The 20175-nt window shown below is 63.5% G+C and carries 18 protein-coding genes; 16 read left to right on the forward strand and 2 right to left on the reverse strand.

All coding sequences use genetic code 11. The annotated features are described in order from the left end of the window. Window positions 1–11 precede the first annotated feature (11 nt). From EB230_RS18655 to EB230_RS18705, 11 genes are all read left to right on the forward strand, one after another. Window positions 12–3380, forward strand: a complete 3369-nt coding sequence (locus EB230_RS18655) for an SPOR domain-containing protein (RefSeq protein WP_172373528.1) — start codon at window positions 12–14, stop codon at window positions 3378–3380. Window positions 3381–3547: 167 nt separating this feature from the next. Beyond that, entirely contained in the window at window positions 3548–4567 is a 1020-nt protein-coding gene (gene nagZ, locus EB230_RS18660; protein ID WP_056572371.1) for a beta-N-acetylhexosaminidase, read from the forward strand. Window positions 4568–4630: 63 nt separating this feature from the next. Further along, a complete protein-coding gene (locus EB230_RS18665) occupies window positions 4631–5434 on the forward strand; it encodes a ScpA family protein (RefSeq protein ID WP_056573419.1) in 804 nt (267 codons plus the stop codon). Further along, window positions 5431–6198 carry an SMC-Scp complex subunit ScpB gene (scpB, locus tag EB230_RS18670; protein ID WP_172373538.1) on the forward strand — a complete coding sequence of 256 codons (768 nt, stop codon included), beginning with the start codon at window positions 5431–5433 and terminating at the stop codon, window positions 6196–6198. The genes EB230_RS18665 and scpB overlap by 4 nt, the downstream gene beginning before the upstream one ends. 180 nt (window positions 6199–6378) lie before the next feature. Beyond that, the gene (locus EB230_RS18675; protein WP_010909892.1) at window positions 6379–6600 is read left to right on the forward strand and encodes a twin-arginine translocase TatA/TatE family subunit; all 222 of its coding nucleotides are present in this window, start codon (window positions 6379–6381) and stop codon (window positions 6598–6600) included. Between the two features lie 30 nt (window positions 6601–6630). Further along, window positions 6631–7380, forward strand: coding sequence for a Sec-independent protein translocase protein TatB (gene tatB / locus EB230_RS18680; protein WP_065005580.1), 750 nt, complete (start codon window positions 6631–6633; stop codon window positions 7378–7380). Then, the gene (gene tatC / locus EB230_RS18685; protein WP_019858559.1) at window positions 7377–8252 is read left to right on the forward strand and encodes a twin-arginine translocase subunit TatC; all 876 of its coding nucleotides are present in this window, start codon (window positions 7377–7379) and stop codon (window positions 8250–8252) included. Before tatB ends, tatC begins: the two co-directional genes overlap by 4 nt. A 191-nt stretch (window positions 8253–8443) precedes the next feature. After that, the gene (gene serS / locus EB230_RS18690; RefSeq protein ID WP_056572367.1) at window positions 8444–9748 is read left to right on the forward strand and encodes a serine--tRNA ligase; all 1305 of its coding nucleotides are present in this window, start codon (window positions 8444–8446) and stop codon (window positions 9746–9748) included. Next, window positions 9748–10506, forward strand: coding sequence for a 5'/3'-nucleotidase SurE (gene surE, locus EB230_RS18695; RefSeq protein ID WP_056572365.1), 759 nt, complete (start codon window positions 9748–9750; stop codon window positions 10504–10506). The genes serS and surE overlap by 1 nt, the downstream gene beginning before the upstream one ends. After that, a complete protein-coding gene (locus EB230_RS18700) occupies window positions 10503–11156 on the forward strand; it encodes a protein-L-isoaspartate(D-aspartate) O-methyltransferase (RefSeq protein ID WP_056572364.1) in 654 nt (217 codons plus the stop codon). Before surE ends, EB230_RS18700 begins: the two co-directional genes overlap by 4 nt. Window positions 11157–11283: 127 nt before the next feature. Beyond that, window positions 11284–12816, forward strand: a complete 1533-nt coding sequence (locus tag EB230_RS18705; protein WP_172373540.1) for a peptidoglycan DD-metalloendopeptidase family protein — start codon at window positions 11284–11286, stop codon at window positions 12814–12816. A gap of 110 nt (window positions 12817–12926) precedes the next feature. Here EB230_RS18705 and EB230_RS18710 read toward each other — a convergent pair whose 3' ends face one another. Beyond that, window positions 12927–13817 carry an NAD-dependent epimerase/dehydratase family protein gene (locus EB230_RS18710; protein ID WP_172373542.1) on the reverse strand — a complete coding sequence of 297 codons (891 nt, stop codon included), beginning with the start codon at window positions 13815–13817 and terminating at the stop codon, window positions 12927–12929. 109 nt (window positions 13818–13926) lie between these two features. Between EB230_RS18710 and EB230_RS18715 the strand changes: the two genes are divergently transcribed. Then, window positions 13927–14748 carry an AraC family transcriptional regulator gene (locus tag EB230_RS18715; protein ID WP_172373544.1) on the forward strand — a complete coding sequence of 274 codons (822 nt, stop codon included), beginning with the start codon at window positions 13927–13929 and terminating at the stop codon, window positions 14746–14748. A gap of 27 nt (window positions 14749–14775) precedes the next feature. Here the strand turns inward: EB230_RS18715 and EB230_RS18720 are convergent, their stop codons facing one another. Then, window positions 14776–15666: an ATP-binding protein gene (locus tag EB230_RS18720; protein WP_056572356.1), complete on the reverse strand. Its 891-nt coding sequence runs from the start codon at window positions 15664–15666 to the stop codon at window positions 14776–14778. 290 nt (window positions 15667–15956) lie between these two features. Between EB230_RS18720 and yajC the strand changes: the two genes are divergently transcribed. The 4 genes from yajC to EB230_RS18740 are packed head-to-tail and all read left to right on the forward strand — an operon-like array spanning window position 15957 to window position 20173. Next, window positions 15957–16298 (forward strand): preprotein translocase subunit YajC, encoded by a 342-nt coding sequence (yajC, locus tag EB230_RS18725; RefSeq protein WP_056572354.1) that lies wholly within the window; start codon window positions 15957–15959, stop codon window positions 16296–16298. Window positions 16299–16349: 51 nt separating this feature from the next. Continuing rightward, window positions 16350–18899: a protein translocase subunit SecDF gene (gene secDF / locus EB230_RS18730; protein WP_056572352.1), complete on the forward strand. Its 2550-nt coding sequence runs from the start codon at window positions 16350–16352 to the stop codon at window positions 18897–18899. 25 nt (window positions 18900–18924) lie between these two features. Then, on the forward strand, window positions 18925–19320 hold the full coding sequence (locus tag EB230_RS18735; protein WP_172373546.1) for an Mth938-like domain-containing protein: 396 nt from the start codon (window positions 18925–18927) through the stop codon (window positions 19318–19320). A 1-nt stretch (window position 19321) separates the two neighbouring features. Continuing rightward, window positions 19322–20173 (forward strand): phytoene/squalene synthase family protein, encoded by an 852-nt coding sequence (locus EB230_RS18740; RefSeq protein WP_056572348.1) that lies wholly within the window; start codon window positions 19322–19324, stop codon window positions 20171–20173. Window positions 20174–20175: the final 2 nt, after the last annotated feature.

Below are 20175 nucleotides of genomic sequence, written 5' to 3' on the forward strand. Positions count from 1 at the left end.
CGGGAACAATAATGGCAGACAGAACCCAGCTGAGAGTAGCCGACAACAACGACATCGCTGACGATGATCCGTTCGCGGAGCTGACCAGGATCATGGGATTCGACCCGCGCCAGCCGGTCAAGCAACCGGAGCCGGCCCAGGCTCCTGTCGCCAGCCAGCCCGTGCAGGAGGACGATTTCAATATCGACCTCGAAAAGGAGTTGATGGGCGAGTTCGACGCCGGCGACGGTGCGGCCGCTCCATCCGTCGATGTTCATGAGCCGGCATTCGAAACGGCGGCCACGCACGCGGCCGACGATGATCTTGCGCTGTCCCTCGACGACGATTTCCATCTGGACTTCACGGGTGCCGATGATCAGGGGCTGGTCGCCAGCCATGCCAACCCTCACGCTGCCGAAGCCGCGCCATCCGTCGAACCTGCCTTCGACGCCGATTTCGACAATGCCGTTGCCAGTTCGCTCGAAGACGTTTCGCCCTTCGAAGACGATCTGCCGATGGAGGACGAGCTTGCCGCGTCGCTCGATCAGGATTTCCACATCGAGGGCGATACCGTCGAGGCTCGGCACGCGGTGGCCGAAGCGCCGGCGGCTGTCGAGCCCGATCATCAATTCGACGATGCGGTCGCGCTTTCGCTCGAAGACGAGTTGATGCTTGACGACCATCCGGCGGATCAGCGCCATGTGGCCGCATCCGCCGTCGACTATCCTGAGCCGGCACTGGCCGTTGCGAATGAGGTCCAGGCGACTTCCGACGAGGATTTCGCGGGTCATTTCGACGACGCCATGGCTGATGTCGATATGGATTTTGACGTTCAGGCAGACGAGCCGGTGGCCTTTGATGCAGCGGAAGCGCACGACGTGCTCGCCGATGCCGTGGACACGGAAGGGGAGTTCTCAAGCCCCGATGCCGCTTCGGATGATGACGCTTTCGACCTAAATTTGGGCGATGCGTTCGCCGAGCCTGCCGAAGAGCCGGTCGCCGAGGTTGCGGCTGCGGTCCAGCCGATGGCTCCGGCAGCGGTCATGGCCGAGCCCGTGCGGGCCCACGCGGCGGACGAACGGAGCCTCGAAGACGAATTGAACGCGCTTCTGGGCGCCATGACGGCGCGCACGCCGCCGGCGGTCAACGAGCCTGTCGTTGCTCGGCCTGTTGTAGCCCAACCGGATATTGCTCCCGCCCAGGTCCATGCCGCCGCACCGGCGAAGAGCGCGGAGGAAAATGCCGATCTCGTTGGCGATCTCGACTGGGATCTCGACGACCATGCGCCCGAGGATCCGCATCGTTCGAGTGCCGCCCACGCCGCCGATGCCGATCTCTACAATCTGCAGCTCGACGAACTTCAGGACCAGGATCTTGGTTCGGATGCCGCGGATCATATCGATCTCGACGATGATGCGTTCGATGCGGCCCTTGCCAGGAGTCTCGATGCGCGCCATGAGACGGCTTCCCAGCAGGATCGGGCCGATTCCCTCGATTGGTTGGCCGAACGCTCGGCGCCGACGGAGCCAACCCGTTCGTGGAGCCGCGTGACACCGGTTCCCCAGCAGCCGGCATTTGCCACGCAGCCGGCCGCTTCGATGGCGGCCAGGGCCGCCGCGCCGGAAGTGGCCCCGGCAGTGGCTGTGGTGCCGACCTATCGTGCACCCGAGCCGGTTGCGGCTGCTCCCCATGCGGCCCCTGTATCAGCGCTGCAGCCGCGACAGCCGTCGCGCTATGAGGAGATGCCTGATGTCGAAACGGTCGATGTGCCGGAGCGCGTCGTGGCGCTGGCGGACGATCTCGACATTCCGGAACTGCATTTCGAGGAAGACGAGCCGGCCGCGCCTGGCTATGACGATCTCGACGCCGAGTTCGCCAGCCTTCTGACGGAAATGAATTCGGTGGAAGTCGCGCCTGCTCCAGCTGCTCCCGCAAGCAGCGCTGCCTACGCCGACGAATCCTACAATGCAGGATACAGTTCGGGATATGAGGGGCTCAATCCGGGATATGGGAGTCTCAATCCGGGATATGAGAAGTCTAACGCGGGATACCAGGCGCCGGCATACGAAGAGCCCAAGCCTGCCTACCAGCCTGAAGCGCGCACCTATGCGGCGCGGCCGACCGAAACGCCTGCTCGTGCGGCCGCGAACACTGGCTATGCCGATGCCGCGGACGGCTTCGACCTCGACAATTTGCCCGGCAGCCAGCCGGTCTCGCAGGCGGACGATTTCACCGTCGATGAACTCGACTATGATCCTGAACTGGACGAGGCGATGTCCGTTCCGGGTCTCGGCGAGCGCGAAGCGGCCAGCTCGTCGGGCCGCCGCGGCCTGTTCATCGCCGCGATCGTCGGCGCCGTTGCGGTCGCGGGCGGTCTTGGCGCCTTTGCGCTGTCCTTCGGCGGCAAGGGCGGCAGCGAAGCTCCGGTGATCGTCAAGGCCGACAATTCACCGATCAAGGTCAAGCCGGAAAATCCGGGCGGCACCGTGGTGCCGAACCAGGACAACAAGGTTTACGACGCGGTGGTCAAGGGCGCGAAGCCCGCCGAACCGGTGCAGCAGAAGCTTGTCACCAACACCGAGGTGCCAGTGGACGTGCAGGCAAAGGATCCGGCTCGCGCCATAGATCTTTCTCCTGACCAGAGTGCCGCCGTTGGCGGAGCCGATGACGGCAACGCCTCGCCCACCGCCAATGCGGCCCCAACCGCCAATGCGGCGCCGGCGCCCAAGTCCGAGGATCGCATCGCGCAGGTGCTGCAGGATGCCGACAAGGGCACCAACACCGATGTCGTCGCCGTCGCGCCGCGCAAGGTGAGGACCATGGTTGTCAAGTCGGATGGCTCGCTGGTGCCGCGCGAGGACCCGGCGCCGGCCGCGCCGCAGGTCGCGGCCGCTGAGCCGACCGATCCGGCGCCGCAGCATGTCGCACCCTCTGCCGATACCGATCAGACCGGCACCGTGGCGCCTGCCGCCGCCCAGTCGGGCGACGAGCCGGCCCTCAAGCCGGCGGCCAAACCGGCCAAGGCGCAGTCGGCCAACACCCCGGCCAAGGTTGCGATCGCACCGCAGCGCCCGTCCGACCAGCCGGTCGACGTCGTCGGCGAGGTTAAGCCCGATCAGGTCGCTTCCATCGATCCGGCAACGACGGCGACCGGTGGCGGTTCGTGGTCGATGCAGGTTGCTTCGCAACCGACGGTGGAAAGCGCCCAGTCGACCTACCAGGATCTGCAGCGCCGCTACGGCAGCGTGCTTGCCGGCCGCACCGCCAACATCGTCAAGGCCGAGATCGCCGGCAAGGGCACGTTCTACCGTGTCCGCGTCGCGGCCCAGTCGCGCAACGATGCCATCAACCTGTGCACCAGCTACAAGGCGGCTGGCGGCAACTGCTTCGTCTCCCGCTAGGCGCCGATCAATCAATCAAGCCGGCGTGGGTCTTTGACCGCGCCGGCTTTTTCATGCGCCCAGCGTTTTCATGTGCCCAGCGCTTTCATGTGGAAGCAGTTCCGGCGTTGGGCCGCATGTGATCGCAAGCGATTCCCTTTGATCGCGCGAAGCCCTAAACTCCTGACATGACCGAATCAAAATCCATGATCCTCGGCTGTGCCGGGAAGTCGCTCACCCGCGAAGAAATCAATTTCTATCGCAATGAATGCCCGTGGGCCTTCATCCTGTTTGCCCGCAACATTGGCGAGACCGAGCAGATCCGCGATCTGGTCGCCGAGATGCGTGATTGCATCGGACGCCCCGACGCGTTGGTGTTCATCGATCAGGAGGGCGGCAGGGTGCAACGCCTGCGGCCACCGCTGGCTCCCAACTATCCGGCCGGCGGGGCGCTTGGCGCGCTGTGGCGCGACGATCACGACGCCGGCGCCCGTGCCGCGTGGCTGATGGCGCGCCTGCACGCCTTCGACCTGCTGCGCTACGGCATCACGGCGGATTGCCTGCCGGTGCTCGACGTGCCGATCGAAGGCGCCAGCGACGTGATCGGCGCGCGCGCCTATGGCAAGGAGCCGCGCGCGGTCATCGAACTCGGTCGTGCCGCCGCCGAAGGCCTGATGTCAGGCGGGGTCCTGCCGGTGATGAAGCATATTCCGGGGCATGGCCGGGCCTTTGCCGACACGCATTTCGAGCTGCCGACGGTCGATGCTTCGCTCAGCGATCTGCAGCGGCATGATTTTGCGCCGTTCCGGGAGCTCAACGACCTGCCGATGGCAATGACGGCGCATGTCGTTTATAGCGCCATCGACCCGAAGAACCCGGCGACGACATCGGGCAAGGTCATCGACGAGATCATCCGCCGCGACATCGGCTTTGACGGGCTCCTGATGAGCGACGACACCTCGATGAAGGCACTTTCTGGGGATTTCCCGACAAAGGCGGCCTCGATCCTTGCGGCGGGCTGCGATCTGGTCCTTCACTGCAACGGCGTTTTCGAGGAGATGGTGGGCATCGCATCGCGCACCACGGGGCTTGAAGGCAAGTCTCTGGAGCGTGCAAAGCGGGCTCTGACCTATATAAGGAAACGCGACGCGGCCGAGGAAAACGAGATACGCGCCGAATTCGCCACCTATTTCGATGCGGTGGCCTAACGACAAGGAAGTGACAAGGCTGTGGCGGAAACATTGGAGAGCAAGGCCGCGAAGGCCGCACCGATGGACCGCCTGTGGGCCGAGAACGATGATTCACGGCTGACCGGCGACCCATCGCTGGTCGTCGACGTCGCCGGCTTCGAAGGTCCGCTCGATCTCTTGCTGCATCTTGCCCGCAACCAGAAGGTCGATCTGGCACGCATTTCCATCCTGGCGCTGGCAGAGCAATATCTGGCCTTTGTCGAGACGGCGAGGACGCTGCGCCTCGAGCTTGCCGCCGATTATCTGGTGATGGCGGCGTGGCTGGCGTTCCTGAAGTCGAAGCTCCTGATCCCCAAGCAGCCTGGCGAAGAGGGCGAAAGCGGCGAGGAACTGGCGGCGGTGCTGCAATTCCGCCTGAAGCGGCTAGAGGCCATGCGTGACGCGGCGTCGCGTCTCGTCAATCGCAACCGGCTCGGTCGAGACGTGTTCGCGCGCGGCATGCCCGAAATGGTCATTATCGAGAAGCGCAACACCTATTCGGCGTCGCTCTACGACCTCTTGACCGCCTATGCCCAGCAGCGGCAGAAGCAGGCGATCACAAATGTGACGATCGCCAGGCGCGGCGTCTGGTCGCTCAAGGACGCGCGCGACATCCTGACCCGGCTGATCGGCTCGTTGCGGGACTGGACGGCTCTCGACAGCTTCCTCATCCAATATATGACCAGCCCTGAAGAGCGGCGCACGGCGATCGCCAGCTCATTCGCGGCGACACTGGAATTGGTGCGCGAGCGCAAGATGGATGTCCGGCAGGACGAAGTGTTCGCGCCGATCTATCTGCGCGATCACCGCGCACCGGCAATCAAGGCAGTCGAGGTTGCATCATGAGCGAACGCGCCAACGCTTCGGTTATCCCCTTCAAGGTGGATGATGGGCCGGATGAGGGCGATCTCGACCAGGCTTCGCCCCAGAATCAGCCCCAGAATCCGGCCGAGCGCCTGCATGTGTCGGAGGCCGTGCGCATGGCCGAGGCGATCGTGTTCGCCAGCGCCGAACCGGTAAGCGAAAAGCAGCTCGCCGCGCGCCTTCCCGACGGCATCAACATCGCCCTCGCAATGGACGAGTTGCAGCAGATCTACGCCCGGCGCGGCGTCAATCTGGTGCGGGTCGGCGACGCCTGGGCGTTCCGTACCGCCGGCGATCTCGCCTTCCTGATGAGCCGTGACACGGTGCAGCAGCGCAAGTTGTCGCGCGCGGCGCTCGAAGTGCTGGCGATCATCGCTTACCACCAGCCGGTGACGCGCGCCGAGATCGAGGATATCCGTGGTGTCGAGACTTCGAAGGGCACGCTCGACACGCTGCTCGAGACGGAATGGGTGCGCATGCGCGGCCGTCGCAAAACGCCCGGCCGTCCCGTCACCTACGGCACCACCGAAACCTTCCTCGACCATTTTGCGCTCGAGGAAATCCGCGATCTTCCCGGCATGGAGGAACTGAAGGGCGCCGGCCTGCTTTCGGGCCGCATGCCGTCGAATTTCTCCATTCCGCAGCCGCCGGCCGACCCCGACACGCTCACCGAGGACGAGGATCCGCTGACCGATATCGACCTCGAGGAACTCGGCTTGCTGACGCCGCGCGTCACGGAAGATTGACCACTGGCGCTCTGTCCAAGCGCGCCGATAGATCGTAGATGCGCCGATTGGTAGCGGGCCAGTGAGTCGAAAAAGCGTGACATCCGTCACCCTTTCATAAACTCTGTCGCTGTTGTGTTTGAATCCCAACGCGAAAACGCATAGATCATCGCCAGGGAAAACATTCGAGAGAGATTTGCTATGGGTTCATTTTCGATTTGGCACTGGATGATCGTGCTGGTGATCGTGCTGCTGGTGTTCGGCCGCGGCAAGATTCCCGAGCTGATGGGTGACATGGCCAAAGGCATCAAGAGCTTCAAGAAGGGCATGGCCGACGATGACGTCGCCGACGACAAGCGTACCGTCGAACACCGTGCCGACGAGACCGTTTCGGCCGTGAAGGAAAAAGCCAGCAAGAGCTGAGCCAAAAAGTTCTAGTCGGAACAAAGTGCCATGTTTGAAGTCGGCTGGACCGAAATGCTGGTGATCGCGATCGTCATGATCGTGGTCGTCGGGCCGAAGGATTTGCCCAATATGCTGCGCACCTTCGGCCGCACGACGGCGAAGCTGCGCGCCATGGCGGCCGATTTCCAGAAACAGTTCAACGACGCGCTCAAGGAAGCCGAGCTCGACGACGTCAAGAAGTCGGTCGACGAACTCAGGGGCCTCAGCCCTATTGCCGAGATCAAGAAGCAGCTCAACCCGTTCGAGCAGGCGGCGGCCGATGTGCGCGCCGGCGTCGATGCGGCGATGAAGCCGAAGCCTGCCGCCGATCCGTCCACGCCAGCAGCTTCGACGCCGCTGCCGGCCGAGCCGTTGAAGAATGGTGCAACGGAAATGCCTGGCGTCAGTGTGGCGGGAGCCGCGGCGCCAACACCGATTTTCCCGGCGATGACCGATGAATCGGTCGTATCGGCACCCACGGAAGCGGCCGCGGCGCCAAAGGCATCCGCGGCCAGGAAGGCTTCCAAGTCGGCACCGGTGGCAAAAGCGCCGGCCAAGGCCTCGACATCCGCGAAGACTGTGACGGCAAAAGCCGCACCAGCGACAAAGGCCGCGACAGCAGCAAAGCCTGTGACCGCCGCTGCGAAGAAGCCCGCCGCCGCCAAGGCGACTGCCGCCAAGGCCGTGGCGAAAGCCGAACCGAAACCCGCGCCCGCGAAGAAGCCGGTGACCAAGAAGACGGCTGGAGCCGCCAAGTGAGCGTTTCGGACAAGGAAAAGGACGAGATCGAGAAGTCGTCGGCACCGCTGATCGAGCATCTCATCGAGTTGCGCCGCCGGCTGATCTGGTCGCTTGGCGGCTTCTTCGTCGCCTTCCTGGTGTGCTTCTTCTTCGCCAAGAAGCTGTTCAACCTTCTGGTCGTTCCGTTCAAATGGGCGACCAAGTGGGCGGGTCTCGATCCGCACAAAGTCGAACTGATCTATACCGCGCCGCAGGAATTCTTCTTCACGCAGGTCAAGCTCGCCATGTTCGGCGGCATGGTGATCGCCTTTCCGCTGATCGCCACGCAGATCTACAAATTCATCGCGCCCGGCCTCTACAAGAACGAGCGCAACGCCTTCCTGCCGTTCCTGATCGCGTCGCCCATCCTGTTCCTGATGGGCGCCTCGCTGGTCTATTTCTTCTTCACGCCGATGGTGATGTGGTTCTTCCTCGCCATGCAGCAGGCCGGTACCGACGAGCAGGTGCAGATTTCGCTGCTGCCGAAAGTGTCGGAATATCTCAGCCTGATCATGACGCTGATCTTCTCCTTCGGCCTGGTGTTCCAGCTGCCGGTGGTGACCAGCCTGATGACCCGCGTCGGCATGTTGTCGTCCAAGGCGCTGGCCGAGAAGCGCAAATGGGCGATCGTCATCGCCTTCGTCGTCGCGGCGGTGCTGACGCCGCCCGATCCGATGAGCCAGATCGGTCTCGCCATCCCGACCATCCTGCTCTACGAGGTCGCCATCTGGTCGGCCCGGCTGATCGAGCGCAGCCAAGAGCGCGAGCGCCTGGCACGCGAGAAACAGGAAGCCGGCGAGACCGTGGCGGACAAGGCACCGGACGAACCTCCGGCGCCGGCAGCCTCGTAAGACATCGGCTGCCGCGGAAAACGACAACCGCCGCCCAGCCTCATCTTGCATCGATCAAGGATGCGGTTTACGCCCTCTGACTGAAACGCATCGCCATCAAGGCGGTGCGTTTCAGTTTTTGTTTTGAGCATGTCGTTGTCCCAAACCGCTGCGCACTTTTGGGCGACATGCCACCCGAGGACGGATAGACCATGCTTGACATCAAATGGATTCGCGACAACCCGAAGGCCCTTGTCGAGGCGCTGGCCAAGCGCTCGTGGTCGGCGGCGGAGGCGCAGTCCACGGTCGATGATTTGATCGCCAGGGACGAGGCGCGGCGCGAGCACGTCACCGAGCTGCAGACCAAGCAGGAGCGCCGCAACGCCGCCTCCAAGGAGATCGGCAACGCGATGCGTTCGGGCGATGCCGCCCTTGCCGAGAAACTCAAGGCCGAAGTTGGCGAGATAAAAACCTTCATCCAGAACGGCGAGGCGCGCGAGCGCGAGCTCGACAAGGCGCTGAACGACGCGCTGGCTGTGCTGCCCAACGTGCCGCTCGATGACGTGCCGGTCGGCAAGGACGAGCACGACAATGTCGTCAAGCACATCGTCGGCAAGGTGCCGACGCGGCCGAACTGGGTGAAGGAGCATTTCGAGATCGGCGAAGCGCTCGGGATGATGGATTTCGAGCGGGCGGCAAAGCTGTCGGGCTCGCGCTTCACGGTGCTGAAGAGCGGCCTGGCGCGGATGGAACGCGCGATCGGCCAGTTCATGCTCGACCTGCACACGACCGAGCATGGCTATGAGGAAGTCATCCCGCCACTGATGGTCCGCGACGAGGTGCTTTTCGGCACCAACCAGCTGCCGAAGTTCGAGGAGGATCTGTTCTTCACGCCGCACGGGGAGGGCAGGCTTGGTCTGATCCCCACCGCCGAGGTGCCGCTTACCAATCTCGTGCGGGAGGAAATCACAGCGCATGAAAAACTGCCGCTGCGCTACACGGCGCTGACGCCTTGCTTCCGCTCGGAAGCAGGCTCGGCCGGACGCGACACGCGCGGCATGCTGCGCCAGCACCAGTTCTACAAGGTCGAGCTGGTGTCGATCACCGACCAGGAATCATCGCTTGCCGAGCATGAGCGGATGACCGAGTGTGCCGAGGAAGTGCTGAAGCGGCTCGAACTGCCGTTCCGCACCATGGTGCTGTGCACCGGCGACATGGGTTTTGGCGCGCGCAAGACCTATGACATCGAGGTCTGGCTGCCCGGCCAGAACGCCTATCGCGAAATCTCGTCCTGCTCGGTCTGTGGCGATTTCCAGGCGCGCCGCATGGACGCCCGCTACAAGGACAAGGATGGCAAGGGCAATCGCTTCGTCCATACGCTCAACGGCTCGGGCACCGCTGTTGGCCGCGCTCTCATAGCTGTCATCGAAAACTACCAGAATGAGGATGGCAGCGTAACCATTCCTGAAGTGCTGCGGCCTTACATGGGCGGTCTGGAAAAGATCGAATCGAAATAATGCGCATTCTTTTGACCAATGACGACGGCATTCATGCCGAGGGCCTGGCGTCGCTCGAACGCGTCGCCCGCACGCTCTCCGACGATGTCTGGGTGGTGGCGCCGGAGCAGGACCAGTCAGGCTATGCGCATTCGCTGTCGATCTCGGAGCCGTTGCGGCTGCGCAAGATCGGCGAGAAGCATTTTGCCGTTCGCGGCACGCCGACCGACTGCGTCATCATGGGGGTGAAGAAGATCCTGCCCGGTGCGCCCGACCTGATCCTGTCCGGGATCAATTCCGGCGCCAATATCGCCGACGACGTGACCTATTCGGGAACCGTCGCCGGCGCCATGGAAGGCGCGCTGCTCGGCATCCGCTCGATCGCGCTCAGCCAGGGCTACTCCTATGTCGGCGAGGATCGCGTCGTCCCCTACGAGACCACCGAAGCGCTGGCGCCGGCACTGCTGAAGAAGCTCGTCGCGACGCCGCTGCCGGACGGTGTGCTGCTCAACGTCAATTTTCCGAACTGCCTTCCAGAGGAGGTTGCCGGCACGGTGGTCACCTCGCAGGGCAAGCTCGTGCACAGCCTGTGGGTCGACGAGCGCCGTGATGGGCGCGGGCTGCCTTACTATTGGCTGCGATTTGGCCGCGAGCCAGTCGAGGGCAAGCGAGGCACCGATCTCTACGCCCTGCGCAATCGCCTGGTGTCGGTGACGCCCTTGCAGCTCGACCTCACCGCGCATGAGATCCGTGACCAGCTGAGCAAGGCGCTTGCATGAACCTGCCAATCGATGACCGCGAAGGATTTGCCGCTTTCCTCCTGCGCCTGCGCGGCAGGGGAACCGTGCCGAAGGCATTGATCGCGGCTTTCGAGGCGACGCCACGGCGAGGTTTCCTGGCGGCGCAGTTCCATCAGATCGCCTGGTCCGACCGCATGCTGCCGATCGAGTGCGGCGAGGCGATCGAAGGCGCGGATATGCAAGCAGCTGTTATCGCGGCGCTTGCCATCGAGCCCGGCAATCGCGTGCTCGAGATCGGTACCGGCTCCGGCTACACGGCGGCGGTGATGTCGCGGCTGGCGGCACGGATCGTCACCATCGACCGCTACAAGACGCTTGTCGAACAGGCCAGGCAGCGCTTCGAGGCGCTTGGCATCGGCAACGCCATAGCGCGCCAGGCTGACGGCTCCGGCGGTCTGCCTGCCGAGGGGCCATTCGACCGCATCGTCGCCTGGGCTGCCTTCGACAGCCTGCCGCGCTTCCTGCTCGACCAATTGTCGAGCGGCGGCATCGTCATCGCACCGATCGGGCCGGAAGAGGGCGAGCAGGTGCTGGCCAAGCTCACCAAGGTCGGCAGCCGTTTCGAGCGTGAGGATATCGGTCTCGTGCGGCTGCAGCCGATCCTGCGCAGCGTCGCCGCGGTGATCTAGGCGCCTCCGGCGCACTCGAAAATGTTTTAAGAAAATTTTCGTCGGATTCTAATGGGTTAACCGCCCAGTAACATTAACGCGCTTTAATCCTGTCTCAGTTGGTGCAGAGTTTGTGCGGGTTAGTGCGATGCAACTCAATGTTTTGAAGGCAAATGGTCGCAATCTGGCGCGGGGCTGCGCCGTTCTCATGATTGCAGGCGCGGCCGCCGGGTGCAGTTCCCAGGCGTCGCGGTTCAACAGTGTCGACGACGTCTTCACTTCCTCGACCAACAATCAGCGCACCATCATCAACAAGCAGGATGCCGTGCAGCCCTATCCGGGCGATGTCTCGGCAGCCCCGCTCGACGGCACCCACACGCAGTCGGTCAGCCGCTCCAGTCTAGAGCCGGTCTCCAGCCGGCCGCTGCCTCCGCCCCTTTCAGCCCAGGCGCAACCCGCTCCGGCACTCGCGCCTGCGGCCAATCCCGTGCGTGTCGCATCGGCGCCGGCCATGGTTCGGCCCGCTCCTCATCTCGACAGGACGACGACCAGCACTGTCGAGCCGGCCGCGAAGCCATTCAAGAGTGCCCAGCCCGACGCGCCGAGGATGGCGCAGGCCGGCACACCGCATGCGACCGAGATCGTCGTCAGGGACGGCGAGACCATTTCCGGCCTGGCGGCGCATTACAAGGTGCCGGCCGATGTCATCATGAAGGTGAATGGCCTGAGCCCGACCAAGGGGCTGAAGACCGGCCAGAAGATCGTTATCCCGGCCTATGCTTATTCCAGCAAGGCTGAGCCGAAAGTCGCTGATGGGAAGCCGGTAAAGGATGGCAAGCACGACTTGCCGGCCACCGCGCCGGACAAGGTTGCCGTTCTGCCGCAACAGCCGAAACTCAAGGAGGGCAAGTCCGCCGCTCAGGTCGATGCTTCGGCCGCCGCGAGCCAGCCCAAGGAGCCCAAGCCCGCGCAAGTGGCCAAGGCAACCGGCGGCGCCGGCACCTACACGGTCCAGTCGGGCGACACGATGTCCTCGATTGCCAGGAAGACCGGCGTTGGCGTCGTGGCGCTGAAGCAGGCCAACGGCATGAAGGACGGTTTGCTCAAGATCGGCCAGACCCTGAAAGTGCCGGCCGGCGGAACGGCGACGGTCGCCAGTGCAAAGCCGGCGAAAGTCGATCCGGTGACCACGGCAACCACGCAGCCTCCTGCAAAGACCACGCCGTCGGAAACGCTGGCGTCCTACACGCCGCCGAAGAAGGATGCGAAAGTCATCCAGCAGGCCGAGGACGATGAAGCGGTGGCGCCCGACGCCACGGGTATCGGCAAGATGCGCTGGCCGGTGCGCGGCCGGGTGATCTCAGGCTTCGGATCCGGCAAGGATGGCGTCGACATCGCCGTGCCCACGGGCACGCCGATCAAGGCGGCCGAAAACGGCGTCGTCATCTACGCCGGCGACGGTCTCAAGGAATTCGGCAACACGGTGCTGGTGCGCCACGAGAACGGCCTGGTCACCGTCTACGGCCATGCCAGCTCGATCGAGGTGCAGCGCGGCCAGAAGGTCAAGCGCGGCCAGGAAATCGCGCTGTCGGGCATGAGCGGCACGACGGACTCGCCGAAGCTGCACTTCGAAGTGCGCAAGAACTCGGCGCCGGTCGATCCTTCGACCTATCTCGAATAGAATAAAAAAAGCGATTTGCGGGCCGTCTGACCTCCAGTCCGGCCCGCCGGCTCAGCCCGTTCCGCGAGGAGCGGGCTTTTTCAGTTGTGAAAAATGCCCGCCCGCAAGCCTCAGAGATGATCAAGGAGCGTGTCGGCGATCATCTCCTCAAGGCTGCTGGCCTTCACGCCGAGAAGCGTCTCGGCGTCCGAGGAGTCGACCAGCAAGGGACGTTCAAAGAGGTAGCTCATTTCGATGAGTTCGTGCATGCCCAGAGCCTCCATCTCGGGGACGGAGTAGGAACGTGTCTCTGGGATCTCTTGCCCGAGCATCGCCGCGGTTTTCTGGATGAGTTCCCGAGGGGAGGCGTATTGCGAGGGAACGTGAAACGCCCGTCCCCATTCACCCGTGTAGCGGGTGGCCGCGACCAGTGTCCTGGCGACGTCCTTGGTGAAGGCCCAGGCGTGGGTTGCGTCGAGGTCTCCAATGAAGGCGGTAGGCTTGCCCTCGATGATGGAGGGCAGCGCGACCAGTGAGAAATAGCTGATTGCGCCATGTCCGAGATAGTCGCTGGACCGTACTTCGATGGCCGGTACATTGGCGCGGACCGCCCGCTGCCACATGATCGTCCGGGCGGTTCCCTTTTTCGAAGTCGGGTCCAGAGACAGGTCGGAGCGAAGCGGGCTATCGGCATTTGCCCCGTAACCATAGAGGTTTCCGAGCACGATGAGCTTCGCGCCGACCGCTTCCGCCGCGCGCACGGTGCCGTCGATGATGGGGAAAAAGTCGGTCGGCCACCGATGATATGTGGCCATGGCACACATGAATATGGCCTCGGCGCCCTGGCAGATACGCGCCAGTTCCGAGGCATCCGTGGCGTCGGCCTGTATGGCCCGCACGTTGCGCAGTGCGTTCGAGCCGACGCTTCGGCTCGTGAGCACGACGTCATGTCCTTCTTCGCCAAGAAGGCGAGCGGTCTCGCGTCCAACCGGGCCCGCGCCGACAACAACATAGAAACTCATGGCAACCTCTCTTCAAGCTGATGGAGAGGCGTGAGTACCGGTTGCCGGCATTGAAAATCGCGCGGGAATTGCCAAATCTTGGACAGGTTTTGCCATGAATCGAGAGAGCATGCGTCCGCAATTCGCTCCGGCCCGATCCTCCTCCGACCTAACAATGGTTTCCCGGCATATCGAGGCCGGTGTCCATCGTCTGCCGCGGGCGCCACACCACCGCATCATGGTGCATGCAAGCGCGGCGACGCGCTCCTACTGCAATCAGGTTGGGCGATATTTCGTCAGGCGCGCCGGCGACATCGACCTGGTGCCGGCTGGCGAGGAGGGCGGCTTCGAGGCTGAAACCCCGTTCGACACGATTGAGATTGTCTTGCAGCCAGCCCTGATGGAAAGGGTGGCGGCGGAACTTGGCGGCAAGGCGCTGACAACGCGGCTCGACACACGCCATTTGCTTCGTGACCAACGCATCGAACATCTTGCTCGAGCACTCCAGAGCGATCTCAATGCCGGCGCGCCGAGCGGCTCTCTGTTTGCCGACAGCATTGGCGCCGCACTCGCGGTCAGGCTGCTTGGCCTTGATGTTTCAGACATCGATCGAACAAACCGGCTGTCGGATACCCAGCTCAAGCGCGTCCTGGAGCACATTGAAGTCGCCCTCCATGAGCCGCTTTCGATTCATCGCCTGAGCAGGGTTGCCGGCGCGAGCAGCTCGCACTTGCGGACATGGTTCAAGGTGGCAATGGGCATCACCCTGCATCGCTATGTGTTGCGACGCCGCGTCGAACGCGCGCGCGTTCTGCTGCAGCAGGACGATCTCAGCACAAGCGAGGTCGCGGAACTGACGGGCTTCGCGCACCAGTCACACCTGGCGCACTGGATGCGCCGCGAGATTGGCCAGACGCCGCGCGACTTGCGACGGGCGCGGCTGCCCAAGTGACATCCCGGAATTTGCCTTGGCGATGCCTCAATCCTTCAGCGGCCTGCCAAGCCGGCCGGCTAGGTCCTGTGTGAACTGCCAGGCGACGCGACCCGAGCGGCTGCCGCGTGTCGTCGCCCATTCCAGCGCCTCGGCGCGCAGCTGCTCGGGATCGATGTCGAGGCCATGATGGCTGGCATAGCCGTTGACCATCTCGAGGTAGTCGTCCTGCGAGCATTTGTGGAAGCCGAGCCAAAGTCCGAAACGATCGGACAGCGAGACCTTTTCCTCGACTGCCTCGGACGGGTTGATGGCTGTCGAGCGCTCATTGTCGATCATGTCGCGCGGCAACAGATGGCGGCGGTTCGAGGTGGCGTAGAAGATGACATTGGCCGGGCGCCCCTCGACGCCGCCCTCAAGAGCTGCCTTCAGCGACTTGTAGGACGTATCGTCGTGATCGAAGGACAGATCGTCGCAAAACAGGATGAAACGGAAGGGGGCTGCCTTCAGCAAACCCATCAGCTTCGGCAGCGTGTCGATGTCCTCGCGGTGGATCTCGATCAGCTTCAGCGGCAGGTCGGATTTGGCGTTGTGTGATCTGGCCTTGGCATTGATCTCGGCATGCACGGCCTTGACCAGCGACGATTTGCCCATGCCGCGCGCGCCCCACAACAGCACGTTGTTGGCCGGATGGCCGGCGGCGAAGCGCTCGGTGTTGTCGACAAGGATGTCGCGGACACGGTCGACGCCCCGGATCAGGCCGATATCGACGCGGTTGACCTTGCGCACCGGCTCCAGATAGCCCGGCTCCGCCTGCCAGACGAAGCAATCGGCCTCACCAAGGTCGGTTTCGGGCACGGGCGGCGGGGCGAGGCGGCTGACGGCCTCGATCAGGCGGTCAAGTTTCTTGTTGAGGGCGTCGATGGTGCTGTCGGTCATTTCAGGTCTTTTGGTTCGTTTCCTTGGGGCGGGCAGGTAAGACCCGTTCGATTCCGTCAGGTTCGAAACCGGTTCCAACCTTTTGTTCGAGCGTGATCTTTTCCGAAAACCGGCTCGCGCTTTTCGCGATCATGCTCTAACACGGCCCGGCAGGCCGGAAAAGCAGCCGATTTGCCCGGCCGCGCAGTTGCATTGACAACTTTACCGACTATATTCCGGCCAAATTTCAAGGGGCCGCCAAACTCCGCAGAACGGTTGGCGGCTGTTTTCAAAATTCAGGAGTACTCTCGATGTTCGTGACACCGGCATACGCCCAAGGCATCGGCGGCACCTCTCCCGATATGCTCATCAGCATTTTGCCGTTTGTCCTGATTTTCGTGATCATGTATTTTCTGATCATCCGCCCGCAGCGCACGCAGCTGAAGAAGCGCGGCGAGATGCTGGCGGCGGTCCGTCGCGGCGATACTGTCGTCACCGGTGGCGGTTTCGTCGGCAAGGTGACGAAGGTGATCGACGACAATGAGCTCGAGATCGACCTAGGCGGCGGCACCAAGGTGACGGCGCTGCGCTCGACGATCGCCGACGTACGCGTCAAGGGCGAACCCGTGGCGAACCAGAACGCCAAGAAATAACCTAATTCCAGGCGGAGCGATCCGCGGACACGCTCTGACGGACGACGCCATATGCTGTATTTTTCGCGCTTCAAGATGATCCTGATCTGGGTGGCCGTGGCCATCACAGTGATCCTCGCCGCGCCCAATCTGTTCTCCGCCAGCACGCTGGCCCAGCTGCCGAGCTGGGTGCCGAAGCGGCAGATGACGCTCGGCCTCGATTTGCAGGGCGGTTCACACATCCTGCTCGAGATGAACCAGAACGATCTGATCAAGGATCGGCTGGAGACGACGCGTGACGAAATCCGCACGCTGCTGCGTGACGCAAAGATCGGCTATACCGGCCTTGGCGGCACGGGGCGTACCTTGCAGGTTCGCATCACGGATCCGGCGCAACTCGATGCCGCCAAGAAGGCGTTGAAGACCTTGACCGATCCGGTCGCGGCCGGCCTGTTCACCGGCGGGTCGATCCAGGAAATGTCGCTGGACGATTCCGAGCCGGGCCTGCTCAAGTTCACCGTCACCGACGCCGGAATCAAGTACCGCACGTCGACCGCCTTGGCGCAATCGATCGAAGTGGTTGAGCGCCGCGTGAACGAACTCGGCACCACCGAGCCTATCGTGCAGCGGCAAGGCGACGACCGCATCCTTGTCCAGGTGCCTGGCCTGCAGGATCCGCAGCGGCTGAAGGAAATCCTCGGTCAGACCGCGAAGCTGACCTTCCAGATGGTCGACCAGTCGATGCCGGTGCAGGACGCGCTCAAGGGTCGCCCGCCCGCCGGCTCCTCGGTGCTCTATTCCCAGGACGATCCGCCGGTTCCGTATCTGATTGAAAACCGTGTCATCGTTTCGGGCGAAAACCTCGTCGATGCGCAAGCGACGTACAATTCGCAGAACAACGAGCCGGTGGTTTCATTCCGCTTCGATTCCAAGGGGGCCGCGCGCTTCGGCCAGGCGACGTCGCAGAATGTCGGCAAGCTGTTCGCCATCATCCTCGACAACCAGGTGATTTCGGCGCCGCAGATCCGTGAGCCGATCCTCGGCGGCACCGGCCAGATTTCAGGCAATTTCACCGCCCAGAGCGCCAACGATCTCGCCGTGCTTTTGCGAGCCGGTGCGCTGCCGGCGACGCTGACGGTGATCGAGGAACGCACTGTCGGTCCGGGCCTTGGCCAGGATTCGATCCATGCCGGCAAGGTCGCCGGCATCATCGGTTCGATCCTCGTCGTTGCCTTCATGTTCGTCGCCTACGGCTTCCTCGGCTTCCTCGCCAACATCGCGCTGGCGGTGCACGTGGCGATGATCGTCGGACTGTTGTCGCTGCTTGGGGCGACGCTGACCCTGCCCGGTATTGCCGGTATCGTGCTGACCATAGGCATGGCCGTCGATTCCAACGTGCTGATCTACGAACGTATCCGTGAGGAGCGACGAGCTGGCCGCTCAGTGATCCAGGCGATCGACACCGGCTTCTCGAAGGCGCTGGCGACCATCGTCGATTCCAACGTCACGTCGCTGATCGCCACCGTGGTGCTGTTTTATCTCGGCACCGGTCCGGTGAAGGGCTTTGCCATCACTTACGCCATCGGCATCCTGACCACGGTCTTCACCGCTTTCACCTTCACGCGCCTGCTGGTATCGATCTGGCTGCGCCGCGCTCGCCCGAAGGAGCTGCCGAAGGCGCCGGTGACCTTCATTCCGCCAGGCACCAAGATCCCCTTCATGGGCATCCGTCGCTGGACGTTCGCGCTGTCGAGCTTCCTGTCGGTGTTGTCCGTGGTGCTGTTCATGACGGTCGATATCAATTACGGCATCGACTTCAAGGGCGGCTCGATGATTGAGGTGAAGTCCAAGAGCGGCGACGCCAATCTCGGCGATATCCGTGCCAGGCTGATGGAACTCAACATCGGCGAGGTGCAGGTGCAGCAGTTCGGCGCGCCGAACGACGTGCTGATCCGCGTCGGCACGCAGGATGGCGGCGAGAATGCCGAGCAGACGGTCATCGACAAGGTGCGTGGCGAGCTGCAGGACCAGTATGATTTCCGCCGCGTCGAGGTTGTGGGACCGACGGTTTCCGGCGAACTTGCCAAGCAAGGCACCATCGCCATGCTGGTCGCGCTGGTCGGCATCCTGGTCTATGTCTGGTTCCGTTTCGAATGGCAGTTCGCGGTCGGCGCCATCGTTGCGACCGTGCACGACGTGGTCATGACGCTCGGCTTCTTCGTCATCACCGGCCTTGAATTCAACCAGTCGTCGCTGGCGGCGATCCTGACCATTATCGGCTATTCGCTGAACGACACGATCGTGGTCTATGACCGCGTCCGCGAGGATCTGCGAAAATACAAGCGAATGCCGCTACCGCAGCTGTTGAACAACGCCATCAACGAGACGCTGTCGCGAACGACGCTGACCTCGGTGACGACGATCCTGGCCTTGCTGGCACTGGTGCTGTTCGGCGGCGAGGTCATCCGCTCCTTCACCATGGCGATGCTGTTCGGTGTCGTGTTCGGCACCTATTCGTCGATCTTCATCGCCGCACCGCTGCTGATCCTGTTCAAGCTGCGGCCGCAGGCCACGGCCGACGAGGAGAAGCCGGTCGGCGGCGGCAAGGCGGTCGCGACCTGACGCGCGGCCCCGAAGGGGTGACTGAGTGGTGACCGGCAAAGGGATCGTCATCCGCGAGGCGCATTTCCCAGGCCGCGCTCCGATCGAGGCCTATGGCAATGGCGGGTTTCGCTTTGCCGACATGTCGCATCGCGGCTCGTTACTGTGCCTACCATCCGGCATCCATGGCTGGGAGCCGGCGGACGCTGCGGCGCTGACGGTGGCGGATTTCGACAAACTTCTGGCCGAGGCCGACAAGGTCGAGATCCTGCTGGTCGGCATGGGCAGGCATCTCCGGCCGTTGCCGGCAGCGTTGCGGGCGGCGCTGAAAGAGGCGGGCATAGCGTCCGATCCGATGTCGACCGGAGCGGCGGTGCGAACCTACAATGTCCTTCTGGCGGAAGACCGCGCCGTGGCTGCCGCGCTCATCGCCGTCGATTGACATGTCCCAGAATGCCAAAATCGTCATGGACGCGGTGCGCGCCGCCGACCATGACCGGTATCTCACGGCGCTCTACGCGCCGGCCGACAAGCGCGATGCGCTGTTGTCGCTTTACGCTTTCAATGCCGAGGTCGCGGGCATTCGCGACCGCATCCATGAAGCGTTGCCGGGTGAGGTACGGCTGCAATGGTGGCGCGATCTCATCGCCGCCGACAATGATGGCGCAGGCATCGGTCATCCCACCGCCGACGCGCTGAAGGCGACAATTTCCGTCCATCGCCTGCCGAAATTGGCCTTCGAGAACATGCTCGAAGCGCGCATCTTCGATCTCTACGACGATCCGATGCCGTCGCGCACGGATCTGGAAGGCTATTGCGGCGAGACGGCAGCCGCGCTCATCCAGCTTGCGGCGATGGTGCTCGATCCCGTCGACGCGCCGCGCATTGCGGAATTGGCGGGCAGGGCGGGCTGTGCGCAGGCGATGACCGGCCTGCTTCTGCTGTTACCGCTGCACCGCAAGCGCGGGCAATGCTTTGTCCCGGCCGACATCCTGGCGGCGGCGGGATCGTCGCCGGAAGAGTTTGTTGCCGGCGATGGCGGGCCTGGAGCGCAGCGCGCCGTGGCGGCGATGATCGCTCTGGCACGCGAACACCTTTCAGCCTTCGAGCGGGGCGCCGCGGAGTTGCCGGCGTCGTTGCGCCCGGCATTCCTGCCGCTGGCGCTGTCGCGCGCCTATCTCGACAAGATGGAAGGGTCGGGCCATTCACCGCTCGTCAGCGTCGCGCGGCTCTCTGCCTTGCGCCGGCATTGGCTCCTGTTGCGGCGCGCAAGCAAGGGCTGGCCGGCGCTTTGACG

This window comes from Mesorhizobium sp. NZP2234, assembly GCF_013170765.1.
GTDB lineage: Bacteria > Pseudomonadota > Alphaproteobacteria > Rhizobiales > Rhizobiaceae > Mesorhizobium > Mesorhizobium loti_D.